This is a genomic window from Streptomyces sp. NPDC059524, from assembly GCF_042749255.1.
Lineage (GTDB): Bacteria > Actinomycetota > Actinomycetes > Streptomycetales > Streptomycetaceae > Streptomyces > Streptomyces xanthii.
The window spans coordinates 1-19,349 of record NZ_JBHYTK010000153.1 but is presented as its reverse complement, the minus strand read 5'-3'; the positions used below and the strand labels follow the sequence as shown (position 1 = coordinate 19,349).

Genomic DNA, 19,349 nt, shown 5'->3' with positions numbered 1-19,349 from the left:
GCCCCGGCGAGCACTGCTCGCCGGGGCTCACCCCTTGCTCACGTCCGTCCGACGGCGCTACGCGTCCTCGCGCCGCACCGACAGCAGATCCTCCAGCTGCTCCTCCCGGGCCTGCGCCGCGACGAACAGCAGCTCGTCACCCGCCTCCAGGGAGTCCTCCTGGCTGGGCGCCAGGACCCGCGTGCCACGGATGATCGTGACCAGCGAGGTGTCCTGCGGCCACTGGACGTCACCCACGCGCGTGCCGGCGAGCGCCGACTCGGGCGGCAGCGTCAGCTCCACCAGGTTCGCGTCGCCGTGGCTGAAGCGGAGCAGGCGCACCAGATCGCCGACGCTGACCGCCTCCTCGACCAGGGCCGACATCAGACGCGGCGTCGACACCGCGACGTCCACGCCCCACGACTCGTTGAACAGCCACTCGTTCTTCGGGTTGTTCACCCGGGCGACGACGCGCGGGACGCCGTACTCGGTCTTCGCGAGCAGCGAGACGACCAGGTTGACCTTGTCGTCACCCGTGGCCGCGATGACCACGTTGCAGCGCTGCAGCGCCGCCTCGTCCAGGGAGGTGATCTCACAGGCGTCGGCGAGCAGCCACTCCGCCTGCGGGACGCGCTCGACCGAGATCGCGGTCGGCGCCTTGTCGATCAGCAGGACCTCGTGCCCGTTCTCGAGCAGCTCGCCCGCGATCGAACGGCCCACCGCGCCGGCTCCGGCAATGGCGACCCTCATCAGTGACCGCCCTCCTCTTCAGGACCCTCGGCGAACGCCGCCTCGACCTTGTCGACGTCGTCCGTGCGCATCATCACGTGCACGAGATCGCCCTCCTGCAGCACCGTCTGCGACGTCGGCAGGATCGCCTCGCCCAGCCGGGTCAGGAACGCCACGCGCACACCGGTCTCGTCCTGGAGGCGGCTGATCTTGTGCCCCACCCAGGCGTCCGAGGCGTGCACCTCGGCGAGCTGGACACCCCCGGTGGGGTCGCGCCACAGCGGCTCCGCGCCCGACGGCAGCAGCCGGCGCAGCATCTGGTCGGCGGTCCACCGGACCGTCGCGACGGTCGGGATGCCGAGGCGCTGGTAGACCTCGGCGCGGCGGGGGTCGTAGATGCGCGCCGCCACGTTCTCCACTCCGAACATCTCGCGCGCCACCCGGGCCGCGATGATGTTGGAGTTGTCACCGCTGGAGACGGCGGCGAAGGCGCCCGCCTCCTCGATGCCGGCCTCGCGCAGGGTGTCCTGGTCGAATCCGACGCCGGTGACGCGACGGCCGCCGAAACCGGAGCCCAGACGGCGGAAGGCCGTCGGGTCCTGGTCCACGACGGCGACCGTGTGCCCCTGCTGTTCCAGAGTCTGGGCGAGTTGGGACCCTACGCGGCCACAGCCCATGATCACGATATGCACGGCCCTACCACGCACTCCTCATAGGCCTACCGACCTGGGTAAACGTCCTGCTCATGTCTCTCTCTCGCGGCTCGGTCCGGCCTGTGCGGCCGGCTCTCGGGCACGATGCGGGCATTTCGCGGCTCGCGCTCGGCACCACCGTATCGGCTGTCCGCTCGAACACGACCTCCGCGTCGGCTCCTGGATCATCACCGTCCCACGGGAGCCGCGCACGGCCTACGGGACGCGCACCGAACCCCCTCCGGCCGTCCGTATTCCGGGCATCCGGCGGAGTTGGGGGGTGGTGGGTGGGCGGCCCCACGTTCGAACCCTTACGATCCTCTGCGTGTCCAAACTGACCGACGTGCCCAAACGGATCCTGATCGGGCGCGCACTGCGCAGTGACCGGCTCGGAGAAACGCTCCTGCCGAAGCGCATCGCCCTCCCCGTCTTCGCTTCCGACGCCCTGTCCTCCGTTGCCTACGCGCCCGGAGAGGTCCTCCTCGTCCTCTCCGTCGCGGGCATCTCGGCGTACCACTTCAGCCCGTGGATCGCCCTGGCCGTCGTGGTCGTGATGTTCACCGTGGTGGCGTCGTACCGGCAGAACGTGCACGCGTACCCCAGCGGCGGCGGTGACTACGAGGTCGCCACCACCAACCTCGGTCCCAAGGCCGGCCTGACGGTCGCCAGCGCGCTGCTCGTGGACTACGTCCTCACCGTCGCCGTCTCCATCACCTCAGGCATCGAGAACCTGGGCTCGGCCATCCCGTTCGTGGTCGAGCACAAGGTGCTGTGCGCCGTCGCGGTCATCCTGCTGCTGACCCTGATGAACCTGCGCGGCGTCAAGGAGTCCGGATCGCTCTTCGCGATCCCCACCTACGTCTTCGTCGTCGGCGTCTTCATCATGATCGCGTGGGGCGCCTTCCGCGGCATCGTGCTCGGGGACACCATGCGCGCCCCCACCGCCGACTTCCACATCAAGGCCGAGGAGCAGGGCCTCGCCGGCTTCGCCCTCGTCTTCCTGCTGCTGCGCGCCTTCTCCTCCGGCTGCGCCGCGCTCACCGGCGTCGAGGCCGTCTCCAACGGCGTCCCGGCCTTCCGCAAGCCCAAGTCCAAGAACGCGGCGACGACCCTGTCCCTGATGGGCGCGCTGGCCATCACCATGCTCGTCGGCATCATCGGCCTCGCCCTCGTCACCAAGGTCCGCATGGCCGAGAACCCGGCGCACGACCTGCTCAAGAACGGGGTGCCGGTCGGCTCGGGCTACGTGCAGGACCCGGTCATCACCCAGGTCGCCGAGGCCGTCTTCGGCAACGGCAGCTTCCTGTTCATCGTGCTCGCCGCGGCCACCGCCCTCGTGCTGTTCCTCGCCGCCAACACGGCGTACAACGGCTTCCCGGTGCTCGGCTCGATCCTCGCCCAGGACCGCTACCTGCCGCGCCAGCTGCACACCCGCGGCGACCGCCTCGCGTTCTCCAACGGCATCGTGCTGCTCGCAGGCGCGGCCGCCCTGCTCGTCGTCATCTACGGCGCCGACTCCACCCGCCTGATCCAGCTGTACATCGTCGGCGTGTTCGTGTCCTTCACGCTCAGCCAGACCGGCATGGTCCGCCACTGGAACCGCCACCTGCGCACCGAGAAGGACCCCGCCAAGCGCCGCCACATGATCCGCTCCCGCGCGATCAACGCCTTCGGCGGCTTCCTGACCGGCCTCGTCCTCGTCGTCGTCCTGGTCACCAAGTTCACCCACGGCGCCTGGGTCGCCCTGCTCGGCATGTGCATCTTCTTCGCGACGATGACCGCGATCCGCAAGCACTACGACCGGGTCGCCGAGGAGATCGCCGCACCGGAGACGCCGTCCGACGACAGCGTCCGCCCCTCCCGCGTCCACTCCATCGTGCTGGTCTCCAAGATCCACCGCCCGACGCTGCGCGCGATCGCGTACGCCAAGCTGATGCGTACGGACACGCTCGAGGCATTGAGCGTCAATGTTGATCCGGCCGAGACCAAGGCCCTGCGCGAGGAGTGGGAGCGCCGCGGCATCGACGTACCCCTCAAGGTCCTCGACTCGCCCTACCGCGAGATCACCCGGCCCGTCATCGAGTACGTGAAGAACCTCCGCAAGGAGTCGCCGCGCGACGCCGTCAGCGTGATCATCCCCGAGTACGTCGTGGGCCACTGGTACGAGCACCTGCTCCACAACCAGAGCGCGCTGCGCCTCAAGGGACGCCTCCTGTTCACCCCCGGCATCATGGTCACCTCCGTGCCCTACCAGCTGGAGTCCTCCGAGGCCGCCAAGCTGCGCGCCCGCAGGCGCCAGGAATGGAACGCGCCCGGATCCGTACGCCGCGGACCCGTCGAGAAGCGGACCAAGGAGTCCAGCGGCAAGTAGCCGCGCAGCCGGCGCAGCCGTGTGGTGAGCGGCCGGACGACAGCCACGTAGACTGGTGGGCTGTTGTCCGGCCGCTTTCGTGCGGCCACCCCCTTGACGTACTGGAGCCCCGCCATGCAGGCAGAACCGAAGACCTCACTGGTGGGGACGGAGTACGAGGTCGAGGTCGGTCCCGTCGCGCACGGCGGCCACTGCATCGCGCGCACCGCCGAGGGCCAGGTCCTCTTCGTGCGGCACACCCTGCCCGGCGAGCGCGTCGTCGCCCGCGTGACCGAGGGCGAGGAGGGCGCGCGCTTCCTGCGCGCCGACGCCGTGCAGATCCTTGAGGCGTCCAAGGACCGCGTCGAGGCCCCCTGCCCCTACGCCGGTCCCGGCCGCTGCGGCGGCTGCGACTGGCAGCACGCCAAGCCCGGCGCCCAGCGCCGCCTCAAGGGCGAGGTCATCGCCGAGCAGCTGCAGCGCCTCGCGGGCCTGACCCCCGAGGAGGCCGGCTGGGACGGCACGGTCATGCCGGCCGAGGGCGACAAGCTTCCGGCGGGCGAGGTGCCGCAGTGGCGCACGCGCGTGCAGTACGCCGTGACGCCGGAGGGCCGCGCGGGCCTGCGCCGCCACCGCTCGCACGAGGTCGAGCCGGTCGAGCACTGCATGATCGCCGCCGAGGGCGTCTCCGAACTGGGCATCGAGGAGCGGGACTGGACCGGCATGGAGTCGGTCGAGGCCATCGCCGCCAGCGGCTCCCAGGACCGCCAGGTGATCCTCACCCCGAAGCCGGGCGCCCGACTGCCCATCGTCGAGCTCGACAAGCCGGTCTCCGTCATGCGGGTCGGCGAGAAGGACGGCGGAGTCCACCGCGTCCACGGCCGCCCCTTCGTCCGCGAGCGCGCCGACGACCGCACCTACCGGGTCGGCAGCGGCGGCTTCTGGCAGGTCCACCCCAAGGCCGCCGACACCCTCATGAAGGCCGTCATGCAGGGCCTCCTCCCGCGCAAGGGCGACACCGCCCTCGACCTCTACTGCGGCGTCGGCCTCTTCGCGGGCGCACTCGCGGACCGCGTCGGCGAGAAGGGCGCGGTGCTCGGCATCGAGTCCGGCAAGCGCGCCGTCGAGGACGCCCGCCACAACCTCGCCTCCTTCGACCGCGTCCGCGTCGAACAGGGCAAGGTCGAGGCCGTCCTGCCCCGCACCGGCATCACCGACGTCGACCTGATCGTCCTCGACCCCCCGCGCGCCGGCGCCGGCAAGAAGACGGTCGCCCACCTCACGACCCTCGGCGCCCGCCGCATCGCCTACGTGGCCTGCGACCCGGCCGCCCTGGCGCGGGACATCGCGTACTTCAAGGAGGGCGGGTACAAGGTGCGGACGCTGCGGGCGTTCGACCTGTTCCCGATGACGCATCATGTGGAGTGCGTGGCGATTCTGGAGCCGGCTGACAAGGGTCGCTGACCTGCTGTTTCTCCGGGTGCCGCCACCGCGCGTCGTGGCGGCACCCGCATGTCGTTCGTGTCTCGTCGGCAGTGCTGTGGTGCGTACTCATCATGATGTGACCCAGGTCACATGAGCTTCCTGTCAGGGATCGAGGGGCTGTCCCGCTCAAGTCGCTGAGAGCAAGCGAACCGACGGGAGCACCTCATGAAGCACCGCATCGTCGTCCTCGGCGCCGGGTACGCGGGGACCTACGTGGCAGGGACCCTGGCGCGCCGGCTGGCACCGGCCGACACCGAGATCACCGTGGTCAACGCGGAGCCGGACTTCGTCCAGCGGATGCGGCTGCATCAGCTCGCCGCCGGGCAGGAGATTGCGGCTCCCCGGCTCGCCGACGTCTTCGCGGGCACGGCGGTACAGCTGCGTGTCGGCCGCGTCACCGCCGTAGACCCCGACCGCCGCGTCGTCGCCGTGGCCGACACCGACGGCGGCGGCGAACTCGGCTACGACACCTTGTTGTACGCGCTCGGCAGCCACGGCGCCGATCACGGCGTCCCGGGTGTCGCCGAGCACGCCTTCGACATCTCCGCCCGGCCCTCGGCACGGCGCCTGCGCGAGCGCCTGGACCGCCTGGAGGAGCGGGGCGAGGGCGGCCGCGTGCTGGTCGTCGGCGAAGGACTGACGGGCATCGAGACCGCCACCGAGATCGCCGAGTCCCGGCCCGGCCTGTCAGTGACCCTGATCGCCCGCGGCGAGCTGGGCGCCGCGCTCTCCGCCGGTGCGCGTGGCCACCTGCGCGAGGCCTGCGCCCGCCTGGCCGTCACCGTCGTGGAGCACACCAGTGTCGAAGCCGTGGAAGCCACACGGGTGTTGTGCTCCGACGGCTCCGTCCTCGCGTCCGACGCGACCGTGTGGACGGCCGGATTCGTCGTCGGTCCTCTCGCCGCCGCGAGCGGTCTGGAGGTCACCGACGACGGCCGCATCACCGTCGACCGCACCATGCGGTCCGTGTCGCACCCGGACGTCTTCGCCGTCGGCGACAGCGCCTACGCCGTCGGTGACAACGGCCGGCCGCTGCCGATGTCCTGCGCCTCGGCCGGCTACACGGGCCGGCAGGCCGCGGACGCGGTCGTGGGGCGCCTGACCGGGCGTGAGATCCCGAACGGCAAGCTGGAGTACGTGGGCAACCACATCAGCCTCGGGCGGCTCGACGGGATCGTGCAGATGGTCGACAAGGAAGGGCGGGCCAAGCCGCGGTTCATGGGCGGCCGGAAGGCCGCGCGGATCAAGAACGGCATCGTCGGGATGGCGCTGTGGGCCACCTCGCACCCCACCTTCGGCCTGCCCAAGCGCAAGCACCGGCTGGCGGCCCCGCAGAACGCGCCCGTAGAGAATGTGCCCGCCGAGAACGCGCCCGAAGAGAAGGCGCCCGCCGAGAACGCGCCTGCCGAGAAGGCGGTCGCGTAGTCTCCCGGTCGGCGTCGCAGGTCTCTACGGCCTCACGGCCTCACGGCCTCACGGCCGCACGGTCGGCAGAGCCGCCGCCGTTCCCTCCGAATGCGTCACCCGGTCCCTCAACACCCCGCTCATACAGGCAAGATGGCCCGGTCAGAGTCGTCTTCCACCGCACCGTTTGGGGTGGTCCGCATGGACAGCGCCGCCACTGATCGATTCGACACCGGCCGGTTCGAGGCCGGCCGGAGTCGGCTCGTCTCGTTGGCGTACCGGCTGCTCGGCTCGGCCACCGACGCCGAAGACGCGGTGCAGGACGCCTTCTTGCACTGGCAGGCCGCGGACCGGCAGCGGATCAGGGTGCCGGAGGCCTGGCTGACCAAGGTCGTCACCAACCTGTGCCTCGACCGGCTCCGCTCGGCACAGGCCCGCCGGGAACGCACCGCCGGCGCCTGGCTGCCCGAACCGCTCCTCGACAACGACCCGATGCTCGGCCCGGCCGACACCTTCGAGCAGCGCGAATCCGTCTCCCTGGCCGTGCTGACACTCATGGAGCGGCTGTCACCCGTCGAACGGGCCGTCTACGTCCTGCGCGAGGCCTTCGCCTACGCCCACGCCGAGATCGCCGAGATCCTCGACATCACCGAGTCCGCGAGCCAGCAGCACCTCCACCGGGCCCGGCGCCGCGTCACCGCCGCCCGCCGCGGTGACGGCGAAGCCGACCCGGCAGCCGCCCGCAGGATCATCGAGGAGTTCCTCACCGCCGCCTCCTCGGGACGCACCGAACGACTCGTGGAGCTCCTCACGGACGACGCGACAGCGATCTCCGACGGCGTCGGCGGCCTCGCCGAGAAGCTGCTGCGGTACGACACTCCCTCGCGCATCGCCGCCGTCGTACGGGCGGGCTTCAAGCCCACTCCGGCGAAGCGGCGACTCGCCGGTGGCCCGCTCGCCCTCCACTACGCGCTCGTCAACGGCGCCCCCGCCGTCCTCTTCGTGCTCGGCGACCGGATCACCGGAGCGGTGACGTTCGATCTCGCCGACGGCAAGATCACCACCGTACGCGGCATCGCCGCCCCGACCCGCCTCGCCCGCCTCACCGAAGCCTGGCGCCGGCACGCACCGGACACACCGCTGATCGACCAGTGGTGACCCGGCGCCGAGCGCGGCCGGGCCAAGTGCCCGCCGGGTACACGTCTACACGTCTGCATATGCCTGGGCCCCCCGCCCAGGCATATCGTGGACAAGGAGAACCGGTTCCGCTTCGGCTGAGAGGAAGTGGTCGCCATGGCGGGACGTAACCGGGGCGAGGTGGAGGCGGAGATCAAGGAGACGCTGGGGCTCGTGCCTCACTTCTTCTCCGCGATCCCCGACGACCTGCTGGACTACGAGTGGGAGATCTTCAAGAAGCTCGAACTCGGAGAGACGCTGATCCCGAACAAGTACAAGGAACTCATCGGGATCGCACTGCACTCGGAGACGAAGTGCCGTTACTGCACGCTGTTCCACACCGAGGCCGCGAAGCTGTTCGGGGCCACGGACGAGGAGATCCAGGAAGCCGTCCACTACGCCAAGAACAGTCTCGGCTGGAGCGCCTACCTCAACGGGATGCGCGAGGACTACGACGACTTCGAGAAGGAACTCGGCCAGATCAAGGAATACCTGTCGTCGAAGGGCTGATCATGCGCCTGGAGTGGGCCCGGCCCGGCGTTCTGCGGGCGACCGCCCACGCCTTCGAGTTCGCGGCCCTCGTGGCCGCCGCCCGTTACGTGGTCGAGTCCGCTCCGCCCGACATCCCCGAGGAATCGCTGGAGCAGCTAAGAGCCGTGCTGAGCGGTTACGACGAGCAGGCACGCCACCTTCACCAGGCACCGGCGCCGCAGGAGAAGCCCGACCCCTGACCGATCCGACCGCCCCCGACCCCGCCCGACCCGGCGCCCGCTCAACCCGCCGGGCCCCGGCCGCGTCCATCTCCACGGGGCGTCGTAGCGGCTCGACGAGGGGCAGGCATCAGTCATGGAGATCTCCGGCATCTTCACCGCGATCGTGATCGGCATCGTCATCGGCATCCTGGGCCGCCTGGTGATCCCGGGCCGTCAGCGCATCGGCGTCCTGTGGACGATCCTCGTCGGCATCGCCGCAGCCCTGGTCGGCACGGCCGTCGCCGGCGCCTTCGGCGTCGCCGACACCCGGGGCGTCGACTGGATCGAGCTCGCCATGCAGGTCGGGCTCGCCGCCGTCGGGGTCACCGCCGTGGAGCGGCTCAAGGGACGACGCTGAGCATCAGAGCAGCATCAAGGTCGTCAACGACAATCAACAACAATCAAGGCACATCAAGACATCCGCGGTGCCGCCGTCGACCCGCGCGGAGTCAACGACGGGCGCGACACCGGCTCCCTGCCGAGCTCGCGCCCCTCGATCACCTCGAAGAGCGCCCGCGCCACATCCGCCCCGAATCCGTGCACGTCATGGCTCATCGCCGACAGTGACGGGCGGGTCAGCCGGCACAGCTGGGAGTCGTCCCAGGCGAGCAGCGACAAGTCGTCCGGGACCGTGAGGCCCAGCTCGGCGGCCACCCCGAGCCCGGCCACGGCCATGATGTCGTTGTCGTACACGATCGCCGTCGGCCGCTCGGGCCGCAGCAGCAGCGCCCGGGTCGCGCGGGCGCCCTCCTCACCCGAGTAGTCCGTCGAGACCTGGAGCCCCGCGTCGAGGCCGAGCGACCCCAGCGCGCCGGCGAAGGCCCGTTCGCGCAGCACGCTGTGACCCAGCCGCTCCGGCCCGCCGACCCGGGCGATCCGGCGGTGCCCGAGCGCGGCGAGATAGCGCACCGCCTCGTCCATCGCGGCCACGTCGTCCCGCCACACCGAGGGCAGCCCACCGGCCAGATCCGGGTGGGCGACCGCGACGGCGGGGACGCCGAGCGCCGCGACCGGTGCGACCCGCGGATCGTCCCGGTCCAGGTCGACGAGGACCGTGCCGCCGACCTGCCGCTCGCGCCACCAGGCCTCCTGCAGCCCGATCTCCTCCTCCCGGCTCCCGACGAGCCGCAGCAGCAGCGAGCAGGAACGCTCGGCGAGCACGCTCTGCAGACCGGACACGAACTCCATGTAGAACGGCTCCAGGCCCAGCAGCCGCGCCGGACGGCACAGGGCCAGACCGACCGTGTCCGTGCGGCGCCGCGACAGGCTGCGCGCCGACGCGTCCGGCGCCCAGCCCAGCTCGCGCGCCACCCCGAAGATCCGCTCGCGCGTCGGCTCGGACAGCCCCGGCTTGTGGTTGAACGCGATCGACACCGCGCCCTTGGACACCCCGGCCGCCGCCGCGACGTCCCTGATGGTCACCCTCCGACCGCCACCGTTCATGCCGCCGCCCGGCCCGCCGTTCACGCCGGCTCCACGCAGAAGAGGGCGGCCCGGATCGCGTTGGCCCCGCGGTCCGGAGCGCCGTGCACCCGGATCCTCGTCGTCTCGCCGGGCAGCAGGGTGACCAGACCCCGGTCGGCCTGAGCGTCCGGGGCAAGGCGGTCGGGCTGGAGCAGCAGGTCTCGTACGAGAGTGTGGGCGCTGACGACGACGTCGACCGTGTCCCGTGTCCCGCCGACGCTCTCGACCGCGATGTCGAAACGGGGCCGCGGATAGGCGAAATCACGGTCGCGCGCCTCGAAGTGGAGCGCGCGCAGCCCGTCGGCGTCCGCGACCAGGTACTCCTTCGCCGAGCCCGCCCCTGGAACAGCCTTCGCCGGGACCGGCAGCCGCAGCACCTCGCGCGCGGGCACGGTGACGTCCGGCGACACCCGCGCGGCCTCCGTCCCGTCGGCGTGCATCAGGCGCAGCGTCACCGCGCAACTCCACACCTCCGGCGACTGGTTGTCGAGGACGAGCACCGGACCGTCCGCGCCGGGCTGAAGGGTGAGCAGCCGGTCCGCGTACAGGCGGCGCAGCTCGTGGTGGAGCGGCTTGAGGCGGCCGTCGCCGTCGATCGCGGACCAGGAACTGACCGGCCAGCAGTCGTTGATCTGCCACACGATCGTCCCCGCGCAGCGCGGCCGGTGGGAGCGCCAGTGCTCGATGCCGGTGGCGACGGCACGCGCCTGCACGACCTGCGTCAGATAGTGCCAGCGATCGAAGTCGCCCTCGGGCACCGCGAAATGGCGGGCCAGACCGCGCCGGAGCTTGCCGTTGCCGTCCTCCGCCTTCTGGTGGTGCAGCATGCCGGGGGAGTCAGGGGCCAGCTCCTCACCGGGCAGCGCCCGGCGCAGCGTGGCGAGCGCGGGTGGCGCCTGCCAGCCGAACTCGGCGACGAACCGCGGCACATCGGCCCGGTACTCGGTGAAGTCCACCCGGTTCCACACGTCCCACGAGTGGTGCGTGCCGTGATCCGGATGGTTGGGGTGGTGGTCCCAGGAGCCGGACCACGGACTGCCCGCCATGTAGGGCCGTGTCGGGTCCAGCTCGGCGACGACCCGCGGCAGCAGCCCCAGGTAGTAGCCCTCGCCCCACGAGTCCCCGGCGAGTTCCTCCTCCCAGCCCCAGTCCCGGAAGCCCCACAGGTTCTCGTTGTTGCCGTTCCACACCACGAGACTCGGATGCGGCATCAGCCGCACCACGTTCTCCCGCGCCTCCGCCTCGACCTCCCCGCGCAGCGGCTGTTCCTCCGGATAGGTGGAACACGCGAACAGGAAGTCCTGCCACACCATCAGACCCAGCTCGTCACAGGCGTCGTAGAACGCCTCGTCCTCGTAGATCCCACCACCCCACACCCGCACCAGATCGGCGTTCGCCTCCGCCGTCTGCCGCAGTCGCGTCCGGTACCGCTCGGGCGTGACCCGGGACGGCAGCACGTCGTCGGGAATCCAGTTCACCCCGCGCACGAAGACGCGCACACCGTTCACCACGAACGTGAAGCCCGTGCCGTGCTCGTCCGGCGCGCGGTCGATCTCGACGCTCCTGAAGCCGATCCGCCGCCCCCAGCCGTCCAGCACCGTCCCGCCGTCGCCGTCGAGCAGCGTCAACGCGACCTCGTACAGCGGCTGTTCGCCGTAGCCGCGTGGCCACCACAACCGGACGTCCGGCACGTCCAGCACCAGGGTTGCGCCGTCACCCTCCACCCGACCTGCCACGGTCACGCCCGCGACATCGGCCCGCACGGTCAGCGCACGGTCCGCGCCCCGCTCCGTGCGCTCCACGTCGATCCGCAACTCGACCCGGCCCGAGCCGTCCCCACCGACCGTCACCAGGGGCCGGACCCGCGCCAGCCGCGCCGTCGACCAGCGCTCCAGCCGGACCGGACGCCACAGGCCGGCCGTGACCACGGTCGGACCCCAGTCCCAGCCGAAACCGCACGCCATCTTCCGGATGTACTGGGACGGCGCGGGATACACGTTCGGCCGGTCGCCCGTCACGCGCCGCACCGCCTCCGCCTCGTCGTACGCGGAGGCGAACTCCACGTCCAGCGGCCCGCTCAGGCCCGTGACGTCGAAGCGGTACGCGCGGTGCATGTTCCGGGTCCGGCCCAACTCCCGCCCGCCGAGCGTGATCCGGGCCGCCGTGTCGAGCCCGTCGAAGACCAGATCCGTGCGCTCGTACCGCTCGTCCGCCGCGGTCTGCCCGGCAGCCACGTCCCGCGAGTACGTCCAGGCGCGGCGCCCCACCCAGTCGATCTCGAGCTCGGCGCGGCCGATGAACGGATCCGGGATCAGGCCCGCCGCCAGCAGATCGGTGTGCACACATCCCGGAACCTGCGCGGGCAGCGGCCTCCCGTCGTGGTCCAGGCTCCACCCCGAGTCGAGCGGAACGGTGTGCTTCGACGGCTGCGCGGGCTGCATGGTGCGACTCCCAACTGACGGGCCAGGGCCGGGCCACGACCGGTTCACGGACGCTGCGCGCCAACCTAGCCCGCCGCTGCTAGACCGGTCTAGTACACGTGAGCGGCCGCTCGGTTACGTTGGTCGCCGGGCACCGGCCCCGGCCGCGATCCGGCCGAGCGACGGCGTCCGCCACAGGAAGGGGAAGTGTCCGTTGTCCACCGGCAGTCACCACAGCTACTACGAGCCCATCGACGCGTTCCGCTACAAGCCCACCGTGCACGCGGGCGGCGCCTGGGACCCCGACGAGCAGCACTTCAGCCCGCTCGGCGGCCTCGTCGTCCACGCGATCGAACGGCACCTGGCCGCGCGCCCGGAGACCGCGGGGCTCGCCGTCGCCCGGATCAGCTTCGACATCCTCGGCCGGCTCGCCCTCGACGAGTGCGAGATCCGGGTGGAGACCGTCCGGCCCGGCCGCACCATCGAACTCCTCGAAGCCGTCGTCCTGATCGCCGGACGCGCCGTGGTCCGCGCCCGCGCCTGGCTGCTCGCCGCCACCGACACCACGGCCGTCGCCGGTGGCGGACCCGACCCGCTCACCCCGCCCGACGCGCTCGCTCCCTGGCCGATGGCGGATCACTGGCCCGGCGGCTACATCGCCTCGATCGACGTCCGCCCCCTCGCGCCGCCGCGGCCCGGCCGCACCACCGCCTGGATCTCCACGCCGCTCGACCTCGTGGCCGGCGAACCGAGCAGCCCGCTCGCCTCCTTCGTCGCCCTCGTCGACACCGCGAACGGCATCGCCGTGCGCGAGTCGCCGAACGAGTGGATGTTCCCCAACGTCGATCTGACGCTGCACCTGCACCGGCAGCCGCGCGGCCGCTGGACCGGCCTCGACACGACGGTGACCTTCGGCCCGGCGGGGCACGGCGTCACCAGCACGGTCCTGCACGATGTCGACGGGCCCCTCGGGACGGCGCAGCAGATCCTCACGGTCAGGCCGCAGCCGAAGCGCTGACTCGCACGCCTCAGGGGGCATGCTTCTGAAGGTCGCGCTTGGGAAGGTCGTGCTCAAGAAGGGTCGCGCTTCAGAAGGGGCGCGCTTCAGAAGGTCACGCTCCAGGGACGCGGAAGCCCCGGAACGTGACCGGGCGCCGCACCTCGAAACCGAGCCGCTCGTACAGCGTGACCGCCGCCGTGTTCGACGCGGCCACGTGCAGGAACGGGCGCTCGCCCCGCGCCTCGATCCGGGCGCTCAGAGCGCGGACCAGGCGCGCGGCGTGGCCCCGGCCGCGCGCCTCGGGCGCGGTGCAGACCGCGCTGATCTCCGTCCAGCCGGGCGGCCGCAGCCGCTCTCCCGCCAGGGCGACGAGGGAGCCGCCCGCACGGACGCCCAGGTAGGTGCCGAGTTCGTGCGTGCGGGGCCGGAACGGTCCGGGCCGCGTCCGCTCGACGAGCGCCAGCATGTCCGGGACGTCGGCCGGGCCGAGTTCGACGATGCCGGACTCGTCCGCGGAGCCCTGCTCGCCGCCTACGGGCCCGGTCAACTGCAGTCCGTCGAGGGAGAAGACGGGCTCCCAGTCCCGTGGCGGCGTCGCGGGGGAGGAGAACAGGTCGGCCAGCTCCCCGGGGCCGAGCAGCGCCGCCAGCTCGGCCCACGCGGCCGCGTCCGGCGCCGCCGGCAGCGCGGCGAACGTGGCGACGTCCCCCTGATAGGTGAACGCCTCGCCGCGGCGGCGGGCGAGGTGCGCGTGGGCTCCGCGCAGGGACGCTCCGACGGGGTCGTCCAGCACGGAGTCCTTCTCGTTCCCGTCCGTCGTCATGTCGCCATGCCGTCCGTCGCCATCCCGTCCGTCGTCACGCCGTCTGTCATCGCGTGCATCCTTCCGCGCTGCGGCCGCTGCCGCCCTGCTAGCTGAACCGGTCTACTGGCCGACCGGTCTCCTCGGATCGTAGGCGCAGGGGCGGCGCGACCCCGATCCGCACCGGCGCCCCCGTATGCGACGCGTCAAGGCCGTATAGGACACGTCAAGGCCGCACTCGCCCCCGTAAGGGAGCCGTCAACGGAAGCGGAACCGGCCCTGGCCGGAGGTTTCCTCTCAGTGTCCGTACTGATTCGAACCTTCATCCAGGGAGCTCACGATGGCCGACGTGGCCTTCGTCGTCACCACGCTCGCGGTCTTCGCGCTGGTGGCACTCGTCGCCAAGGGGGTGACGAAGCTGTGAACGCGGAGAACGTGGTCGGCCTCGTCGTGGCCGTGGCCCTCCTCGCCTATCTCGTCCTCGCCCTCGTCTATCCGGAGAGGTTCTGAGCACAGATATGAGCCCCGTACTCGCCGGCGCGCTCCAGGTCCTCGCGCTCGTCGCGGCCCTGGCGCTGGCCTACCGTCCCCTGGGCGACCACATGGCCCGGGTCTACTCCTCCCCGAAGCACCTGCGGGTGGAGCGCTGGGTCTACAAGGGCATCGGCGCGAACCCCGACACCGAGATGCGCTGGACCGCGTACCTGCGCGGCGTGCTGGCCTTCTCCGCCGTGAGCGTCCTGTTCCTGTATCTGCTGCAGCGGCTCCAGGGCAGCCTGCCCGGCTCGCTCGGCTTCCGCTCCATCGACCCGGACCAGGCGTTCAACACGGCCGCGTCCTTCGTCGCGAACACCAACTGGCAGTCGTACTACGGCGAACAGGCCATGGGCCACGTCGTGCAGACCGGCGGCCTGGCGGTGCAGAACTTCGTGTCGGCGGCCGTCGGCATCGCCGTCGCCGTCGCCCTCGTGCGCGGCTTCGCCCGCTCCCGCACCGGGGAACTGGGCAACTTCTGGGCCGACCTCGTGCGCGGCGTCGTACGCATCCTGCTGCCGATCTCCGTCGTCGGCGCACTCGTCCTCGTCGCATGCGGCGCGATCCAGAACTTCGCAGGGATCCATGAGGTCGGGCAGTTCCTGGGCGGCAGCCAGGAGTGGAACGGCGGCGCCGTCGCCTCCCAGGAGGCCATCAAGGAACTCGGCACCAATGGAGGCGGCTACTTCAACGCCAACTCCGCCCACCCCTTCGAGAATCCCAACGGCCTCTCGAACCTCTTCGAGGTCTTCCTGATCCTCGTCATCCCCTTCGCGCTGACGCGGACCTTCGGCCGCATGGTCGGCTCGCTCCGGCAGGGCTACGCGATCCTCGCCACCATGGGCACCATCTGGATCGCCTTCGTCGGCCTGATGATGTGGACCGAGTTCGCCCACCACGGCCCCGCGTTCCAGCTCGCGGGCGGCGCCATGGAGGGCAAGGAGAACCGCTTCGGCATCGGCGGTACGTCGATCTTCGCGGTCTCCACGACGCTCACCTCCACCGGTGCCGTCGACGGCTTCCACTCCTCGCTGACCGGGCTCGGCGGCGGCATCACCATGCTGGGCATGCAGCTCGGCGAGATCGCGCCCGGCGGCACCGGCTCCGGCCTCTACGGCATGCTGATCATGGCGATCATCGCGGTGTTCATCGCGGGACTGATGGTCGGCCGCACGCCCGAGTACCTGGGCAAGAAGATCGGCACGCGCGAGATCAAGCTCGCCGCCTGCTACATCCTGATCACGCCCGCGCTGGTCCTCGTCTTCACGGCCCTCGCGATGGCGCTGCCGACGCCGCCGAACTCGATGCTCAACCCCGGCGCCCACGGATTCTCGGAGATCCTCTACGCCTACACCTCGGGCGCCAACAACAACGGCTCCGCCTTCGGAGGCCTGAACGCGGACACGCAGTGGTTCAACACCACGATCGGACTGGCCATGCTCCTGGGCCGCTTCCTGCCGATGGTGTTCGTCCTCGCGCTCGCCGGATCGCTCGCCGGGCAGCAGCCGGTACCGGCCTCCGCCGGCACCCTGCGCACCGCGAAACCGCTGTTCACCGGCCTCCTCGTCGGCACCATCCTGATCATCACCGGCCTCACGTACTTCCCGGCGCTCGCGCTCGGGCCGCTCGCCGAGGGACTGGCGTAAATGAGCCCTCACACCCAGAAGTCACAGCTGACGAAGAATCCAGAGGGCTCCATGTCCACAGTCACTCCCACCCGGGCCCCGCACCAGGACGTGCCCACCGGGCATGGCTCCGGCGAAGGCGAGGGCCGGGTCGGCGCCGGACTCTTCGACCCCCGGCAGCTCCTGAAGTCCTTCCCGGGCGCCCTGCGCAAACTCGACCCGCGCATCATGATCAAGTCGCCGGTCATGTTCGTGGTGCTCGTCGGGTCCGTGCTGACCACGGCGTTCTCCTTCACCGACCCGACCGACTGGTTCGGCTGGACCATCAGCGCCTGGCTCTGGCTGACCGTGATCTTCGCCAACCTCGCGGAGGCCGTCGCCGAGGGCCGCGGCAAGGCGCAGGCCGACACCCTGCGCAAGGCCAAGACCGACACGGTGGCGCGGCGCCTGGTGGACGGCCGTGAGGAGCGGGTGCCGGGTACGGAGCTCAAGGTCGGCGACCGCGTCGTGTGCGAGGCCGGCGACATCATCCCGGGCGACGGTGACGTGGTCGAGGGCGTCGCCAGCGTCGACGAATCCGCGATCACCGGCGAGTCCGCGCCCGTCATCCGCGAGTCCGGCGGCGACCGCAGCGCCGTCACCGGCGGCACCAAGGTCCTCTCCGACCGCATCGTCGTCAAGATCACCACGAAGCCCGGCGAGACGTTCATCGACCGCATGATCAACCTGGTCGAGGGCGCCGCCCGGCAGAAGACGCCCAACGAGATCGCGCTCAACATCCTGCTCGCCTCCCTGACCGTCGTCTTCCTCCTCGCCGTCGCGACGCTGCCGCCGTTCGCCGACTACGCGGGCAAGCAGCTCGACATGGTCGTCCTGGTCGCCCTCCTGGTCTGCCTCATCCCGACCACCATCGGCGCCCTGCTCTCCGCCATCGGCATCGCCGGCATGGACCGCCTCGTGCAGCGCAACGTGCTCGCCATGTCCGGCCGCGCCGTCGAAGCGGCCGGCGACGTCTCGACGCTGCTGCTCGACAAGACCGGCACCATCACCCTCGGCAACCGGCAGGCCGCCGAGTTCGTCCCCGTGCGCGGCGTCACCGAGGCCGAGGTCGCCGACGCGGCACAGCTCTCGTCCCTGTCGGACGAGACGCCCGAGGGCCGCTCCGTCGTCGTCCTCGCCAAGGAGCGGTACGGGCTGCGCGAACGCCACCAGGGCGAACTCACGGGCGCCACCTGGATCGAGTTCACCGCGCAGACCCGGATGTCCGGCGTCGACGTCGACGGACGCCGCATCCGCAAGGGGGCCGCCGGTTCGGTCCTGGCCTGGGTCCGCGAACGCGGCGGGCAGGTCGCCGACGACGCCACGACACTCACCGACGCCATCTCCGCCGCCGGCGGCACCCCGCTCCTCGTCGCTGTCGAGGACACCGACGGCGCCCGTGTGCTCGGCGTGATCCACCTCAAGGACGTCGTCAAGGACGGCATGCGCGAACGCTTCGACGAGCTGCGCCGCATGGGCATCAAGACCGTCATGATCACCGGTGACAACCCGCTGACGGCCAAGGCCATCGCGGAAGAGGCCGGCGTCGACGACTTCCTCGCCGAGGCCACGCCCGAGGACAAGATGGCCCTCATCAAGCGGGAGCAGGCGGGCGGCAAGCTCGTCGCGATGACCGGCGACGGCACCAACGACGCGCCGGCGCTGGCCCAGGCGGACGTCGGCGTCGCGATGAACACGGGCACGTCGGCCGCGAAGGAGGCCGGCAACATGGTCGACCTCGACTCGAACCCGACCAAGCTGATCGAGATCGTCGAGATCGGCAAGCAACTGTTGATCACCCGTGGTGCGTTGACCACCTTCTCGATCGCCAACGACGTCGCCAAGTACTTCGCGATCATCCCGGCGCTCTTCGCGGCCGTCTACCCCGGGCTCAACACGCTCAACATCATGCACCTGTCGAGCCCGAACTCGGCGATCCTGTCCGCCGTCGTCTTCAACGCCCTGATCATCGTCGCGCTCGTCCCGCTCGCCCTGAAGGGCGTCCGCTACCGGCCGACGAGCGCCGACCGCATGCTCCGCCGCAACCTCGGCGTCTACGGACTCGGCGGCCTGATCGCCCCCTTCGTCGGCATCAAGGTCATCGACCTGCTCCTCTCCCTCGTCCCCGGCCTGTGACGTCCAGAAAGCGTGCTGACCACCATGAACACCTCCGTAGGCAACACCGGCCGGCTGGTCTGGGCGGGCCTGCGCGCCCTGCTCGTCCTCACCGTGCTGTGCGGCGTGCTCTACCCGCTCGCCGTCACGGGAGTCGCCCAGGCGGTCTTCCCCGACAAGGCGAACGGCTCAGAGATCCGGTCCGGGGGCAGGACCGTCGGCTCCTCCCTCATCGGCCAGTCGTACACGACGAAGGACGGCAAGCCCGACCTCAAGTGGTTTCAGGGGCGCCCGCAGAACGGCCTCGGCACGAACAGCGTGAACACCCAGTACAAGCTGATCCTGTCCGGCGCCACCAACCTCGCAGGTGACAACCCCGAACTCGTCGCCCAGGTGAAGAAGGCCCGCGCCGCCGTCGTCGCGGACAACTCCACCGCCACGTACCGGGTGAACCCGGCCGACATCCCGGCCGACGCCGTCACCTCGTCCGGGTCCGGCCTCGACCCCGCCATCTCCCCGGCCTACGCCGACCTCCAGGTGCACCGCGTCGCCGCACGCAACCACCTGCCCGTCGACCGCGTCCAGAAGCTCGTCGACGCACACACCGACGGACGCACCCTGGGCTTCATCGGCGAACCGACCGTCAACGTCCTCGAACTCAACGTCGCCCTGCAACAGTTGACGCGCAACAGTTGACCGAAGACAGCCGCGCCCACGAAGCGCGGCATGGACGGGGCACAGGCCGCTGTACGGACCGCGGCGCGGGGCGGACCGGTCACCCAC

At 71.0% G+C, this 19,349-nt stretch carries 17 protein-coding genes; 12 read left to right on the top strand and 5 right to left on the bottom strand.

The genetic code is table 11. The features are described 5' to 3' along the window. Positions 1-57 precede the first annotated feature (57 nt). Together ACFW9D_RS31265 and ACFW9D_RS31260 are read right to left on the bottom strand one after the other, a co-directional pair. Positions 58-729 (bottom strand): TrkA family potassium uptake protein, encoded by a 672-nt coding sequence (locus ACFW9D_RS31265; protein WP_161301657.1) that lies wholly within the window; start codon positions 727-729, stop codon positions 58-60. After that, positions 729-1,400, bottom strand: a complete 672-nt coding sequence (locus ACFW9D_RS31260; RefSeq protein ID WP_188336390.1) for a TrkA family potassium uptake protein — start codon at positions 1,398-1,400, stop codon at positions 729-731. Before ACFW9D_RS31260 ends, ACFW9D_RS31265 begins: the two co-directional genes overlap by 1 nt. 325 nt (positions 1,401-1,725) lie before the next feature. Here ACFW9D_RS31260 and ACFW9D_RS31255 point away from each other — a divergent pair, with 325 nt between their 5' ends. The 7 genes from ACFW9D_RS31255 (at position 1,726) to ACFW9D_RS31225 (ending at position 8,925) form a co-directional block, all read left to right on the top strand. Further along, positions 1,726-3,771 (top strand): APC family permease, encoded by a 2,046-nt coding sequence (locus tag ACFW9D_RS31255; RefSeq protein WP_188336389.1) that lies wholly within the window; start codon positions 1,726-1,728, stop codon positions 3,769-3,771. Between the two features lie 114 nt (positions 3,772-3,885). Further along, positions 3,886-5,214, top strand: a complete 1,329-nt coding sequence (locus ACFW9D_RS31250) for a class I SAM-dependent RNA methyltransferase (protein ID WP_384627473.1) — start codon at positions 3,886-3,888, stop codon at positions 5,212-5,214. Positions 5,215-5,400: 186 nt separating this feature from the next. Then, on the top strand, positions 5,401-6,660 hold the full coding sequence (locus ACFW9D_RS31245) for an NAD(P)/FAD-dependent oxidoreductase (protein WP_384627470.1): 1,260 nt from the start codon (positions 5,401-5,403) through the stop codon (positions 6,658-6,660). 180 nt (positions 6,661-6,840) lie between these two features. Next, complete coding sequence (locus ACFW9D_RS31240; RefSeq protein WP_384627468.1) at positions 6,841-7,797, top strand: sigma-70 family RNA polymerase sigma factor; 957 nt, start codon at positions 6,841-6,843, stop codon at positions 7,795-7,797. Between the two features lie 135 nt (positions 7,798-7,932). Further along, a complete protein-coding gene (locus tag ACFW9D_RS31235; RefSeq protein ID WP_188336385.1) occupies positions 7,933-8,325 on the top strand; it encodes a carboxymuconolactone decarboxylase family protein in 393 nt (130 codons plus the stop codon). A 2-nt stretch (positions 8,326-8,327) separates the two neighbouring features. Next, positions 8,328-8,546: a hypothetical protein gene (locus tag ACFW9D_RS31230; protein WP_384627464.1), complete on the top strand. Its 219-nt coding sequence runs from the start codon at positions 8,328-8,330 to the stop codon at positions 8,544-8,546. 115 nt (positions 8,547-8,661) lie between these two features. Beyond that, positions 8,662-8,925 carry a GlsB/YeaQ/YmgE family stress response membrane protein gene (locus ACFW9D_RS31225; RefSeq protein ID WP_384627461.1) on the top strand — a complete coding sequence of 88 codons (264 nt, stop codon included), beginning with the start codon at positions 8,662-8,664 and terminating at the stop codon, positions 8,923-8,925. Positions 8,926-8,978: 53 nt separating this feature from the next. Here ACFW9D_RS31225 and ACFW9D_RS31220 read toward each other — a convergent pair whose 3' ends face one another. Together ACFW9D_RS31220 and ACFW9D_RS31215 are read right to left on the bottom strand one after the other, a co-directional pair. Then, a complete protein-coding gene (locus ACFW9D_RS31220; protein ID WP_384627477.1) occupies positions 8,979-10,010 on the bottom strand; it encodes a LacI family DNA-binding transcriptional regulator in 1,032 nt (343 codons plus the stop codon). 20 nt (positions 10,011-10,030) lie between these two features. Then, positions 10,031-12,472 (bottom strand): glycoside hydrolase family 2 protein, encoded by a 2,442-nt coding sequence (locus ACFW9D_RS31215; protein ID WP_384627458.1) that lies wholly within the window; start codon positions 12,470-12,472, stop codon positions 10,031-10,033. A gap of 193 nt (positions 12,473-12,665) precedes the next feature. Between ACFW9D_RS31215 and ACFW9D_RS31210 the strand changes: the two genes are divergently transcribed. Further along, on the top strand, positions 12,666-13,469 hold the full coding sequence (locus ACFW9D_RS31210; protein WP_384627456.1) for a thioesterase family protein: 804 nt from the start codon (positions 12,666-12,668) through the stop codon (positions 13,467-13,469). 94 nt (positions 13,470-13,563) lie between these two features. Here the strand turns inward: ACFW9D_RS31210 and ACFW9D_RS31205 are convergent, their stop codons facing one another. Then, on the bottom strand, positions 13,564-14,274 hold the full coding sequence (locus ACFW9D_RS31205) for a GNAT family N-acetyltransferase (protein WP_384627453.1): 711 nt from the start codon (positions 14,272-14,274) through the stop codon (positions 13,564-13,566). A 399-nt stretch (positions 14,275-14,673) separates the two neighbouring features. Between ACFW9D_RS31205 and kdpF the strand changes: the two genes are divergently transcribed. The 4 genes from kdpF to ACFW9D_RS31185 are packed head-to-tail and all read left to right on the top strand — an operon-like array spanning position 14,674 to position 19,262. Next, the gene (gene kdpF, locus ACFW9D_RS31200) at positions 14,674-14,763 is read left to right on the top strand and encodes a K(+)-transporting ATPase subunit F (protein WP_188336379.1); all 90 of its coding nucleotides are present in this window, start codon (positions 14,674-14,676) and stop codon (positions 14,761-14,763) included. Positions 14,764-14,771: 8 nt separating this feature from the next. Then, positions 14,772-16,433: a potassium-transporting ATPase subunit KdpA gene (gene kdpA / locus ACFW9D_RS31195; protein WP_384627449.1), complete on the top strand. Its 1,662-nt coding sequence runs from the start codon at positions 14,772-14,774 to the stop codon at positions 16,431-16,433. Between the two features lie 51 nt (positions 16,434-16,484). Beyond that, the gene (gene kdpB / locus ACFW9D_RS31190; protein WP_384627446.1) at positions 16,485-18,587 is read left to right on the top strand and encodes a potassium-transporting ATPase subunit KdpB; all 2,103 of its coding nucleotides are present in this window, start codon (positions 16,485-16,487) and stop codon (positions 18,585-18,587) included. A 24-nt stretch (positions 18,588-18,611) separates the two neighbouring features. Continuing rightward, positions 18,612-19,262, top strand: a complete 651-nt coding sequence (locus ACFW9D_RS31185) for a potassium-transporting ATPase subunit C (protein ID WP_384627443.1) — start codon at positions 18,612-18,614, stop codon at positions 19,260-19,262. Positions 19,263-19,349 lie beyond the last annotated feature (87 nt).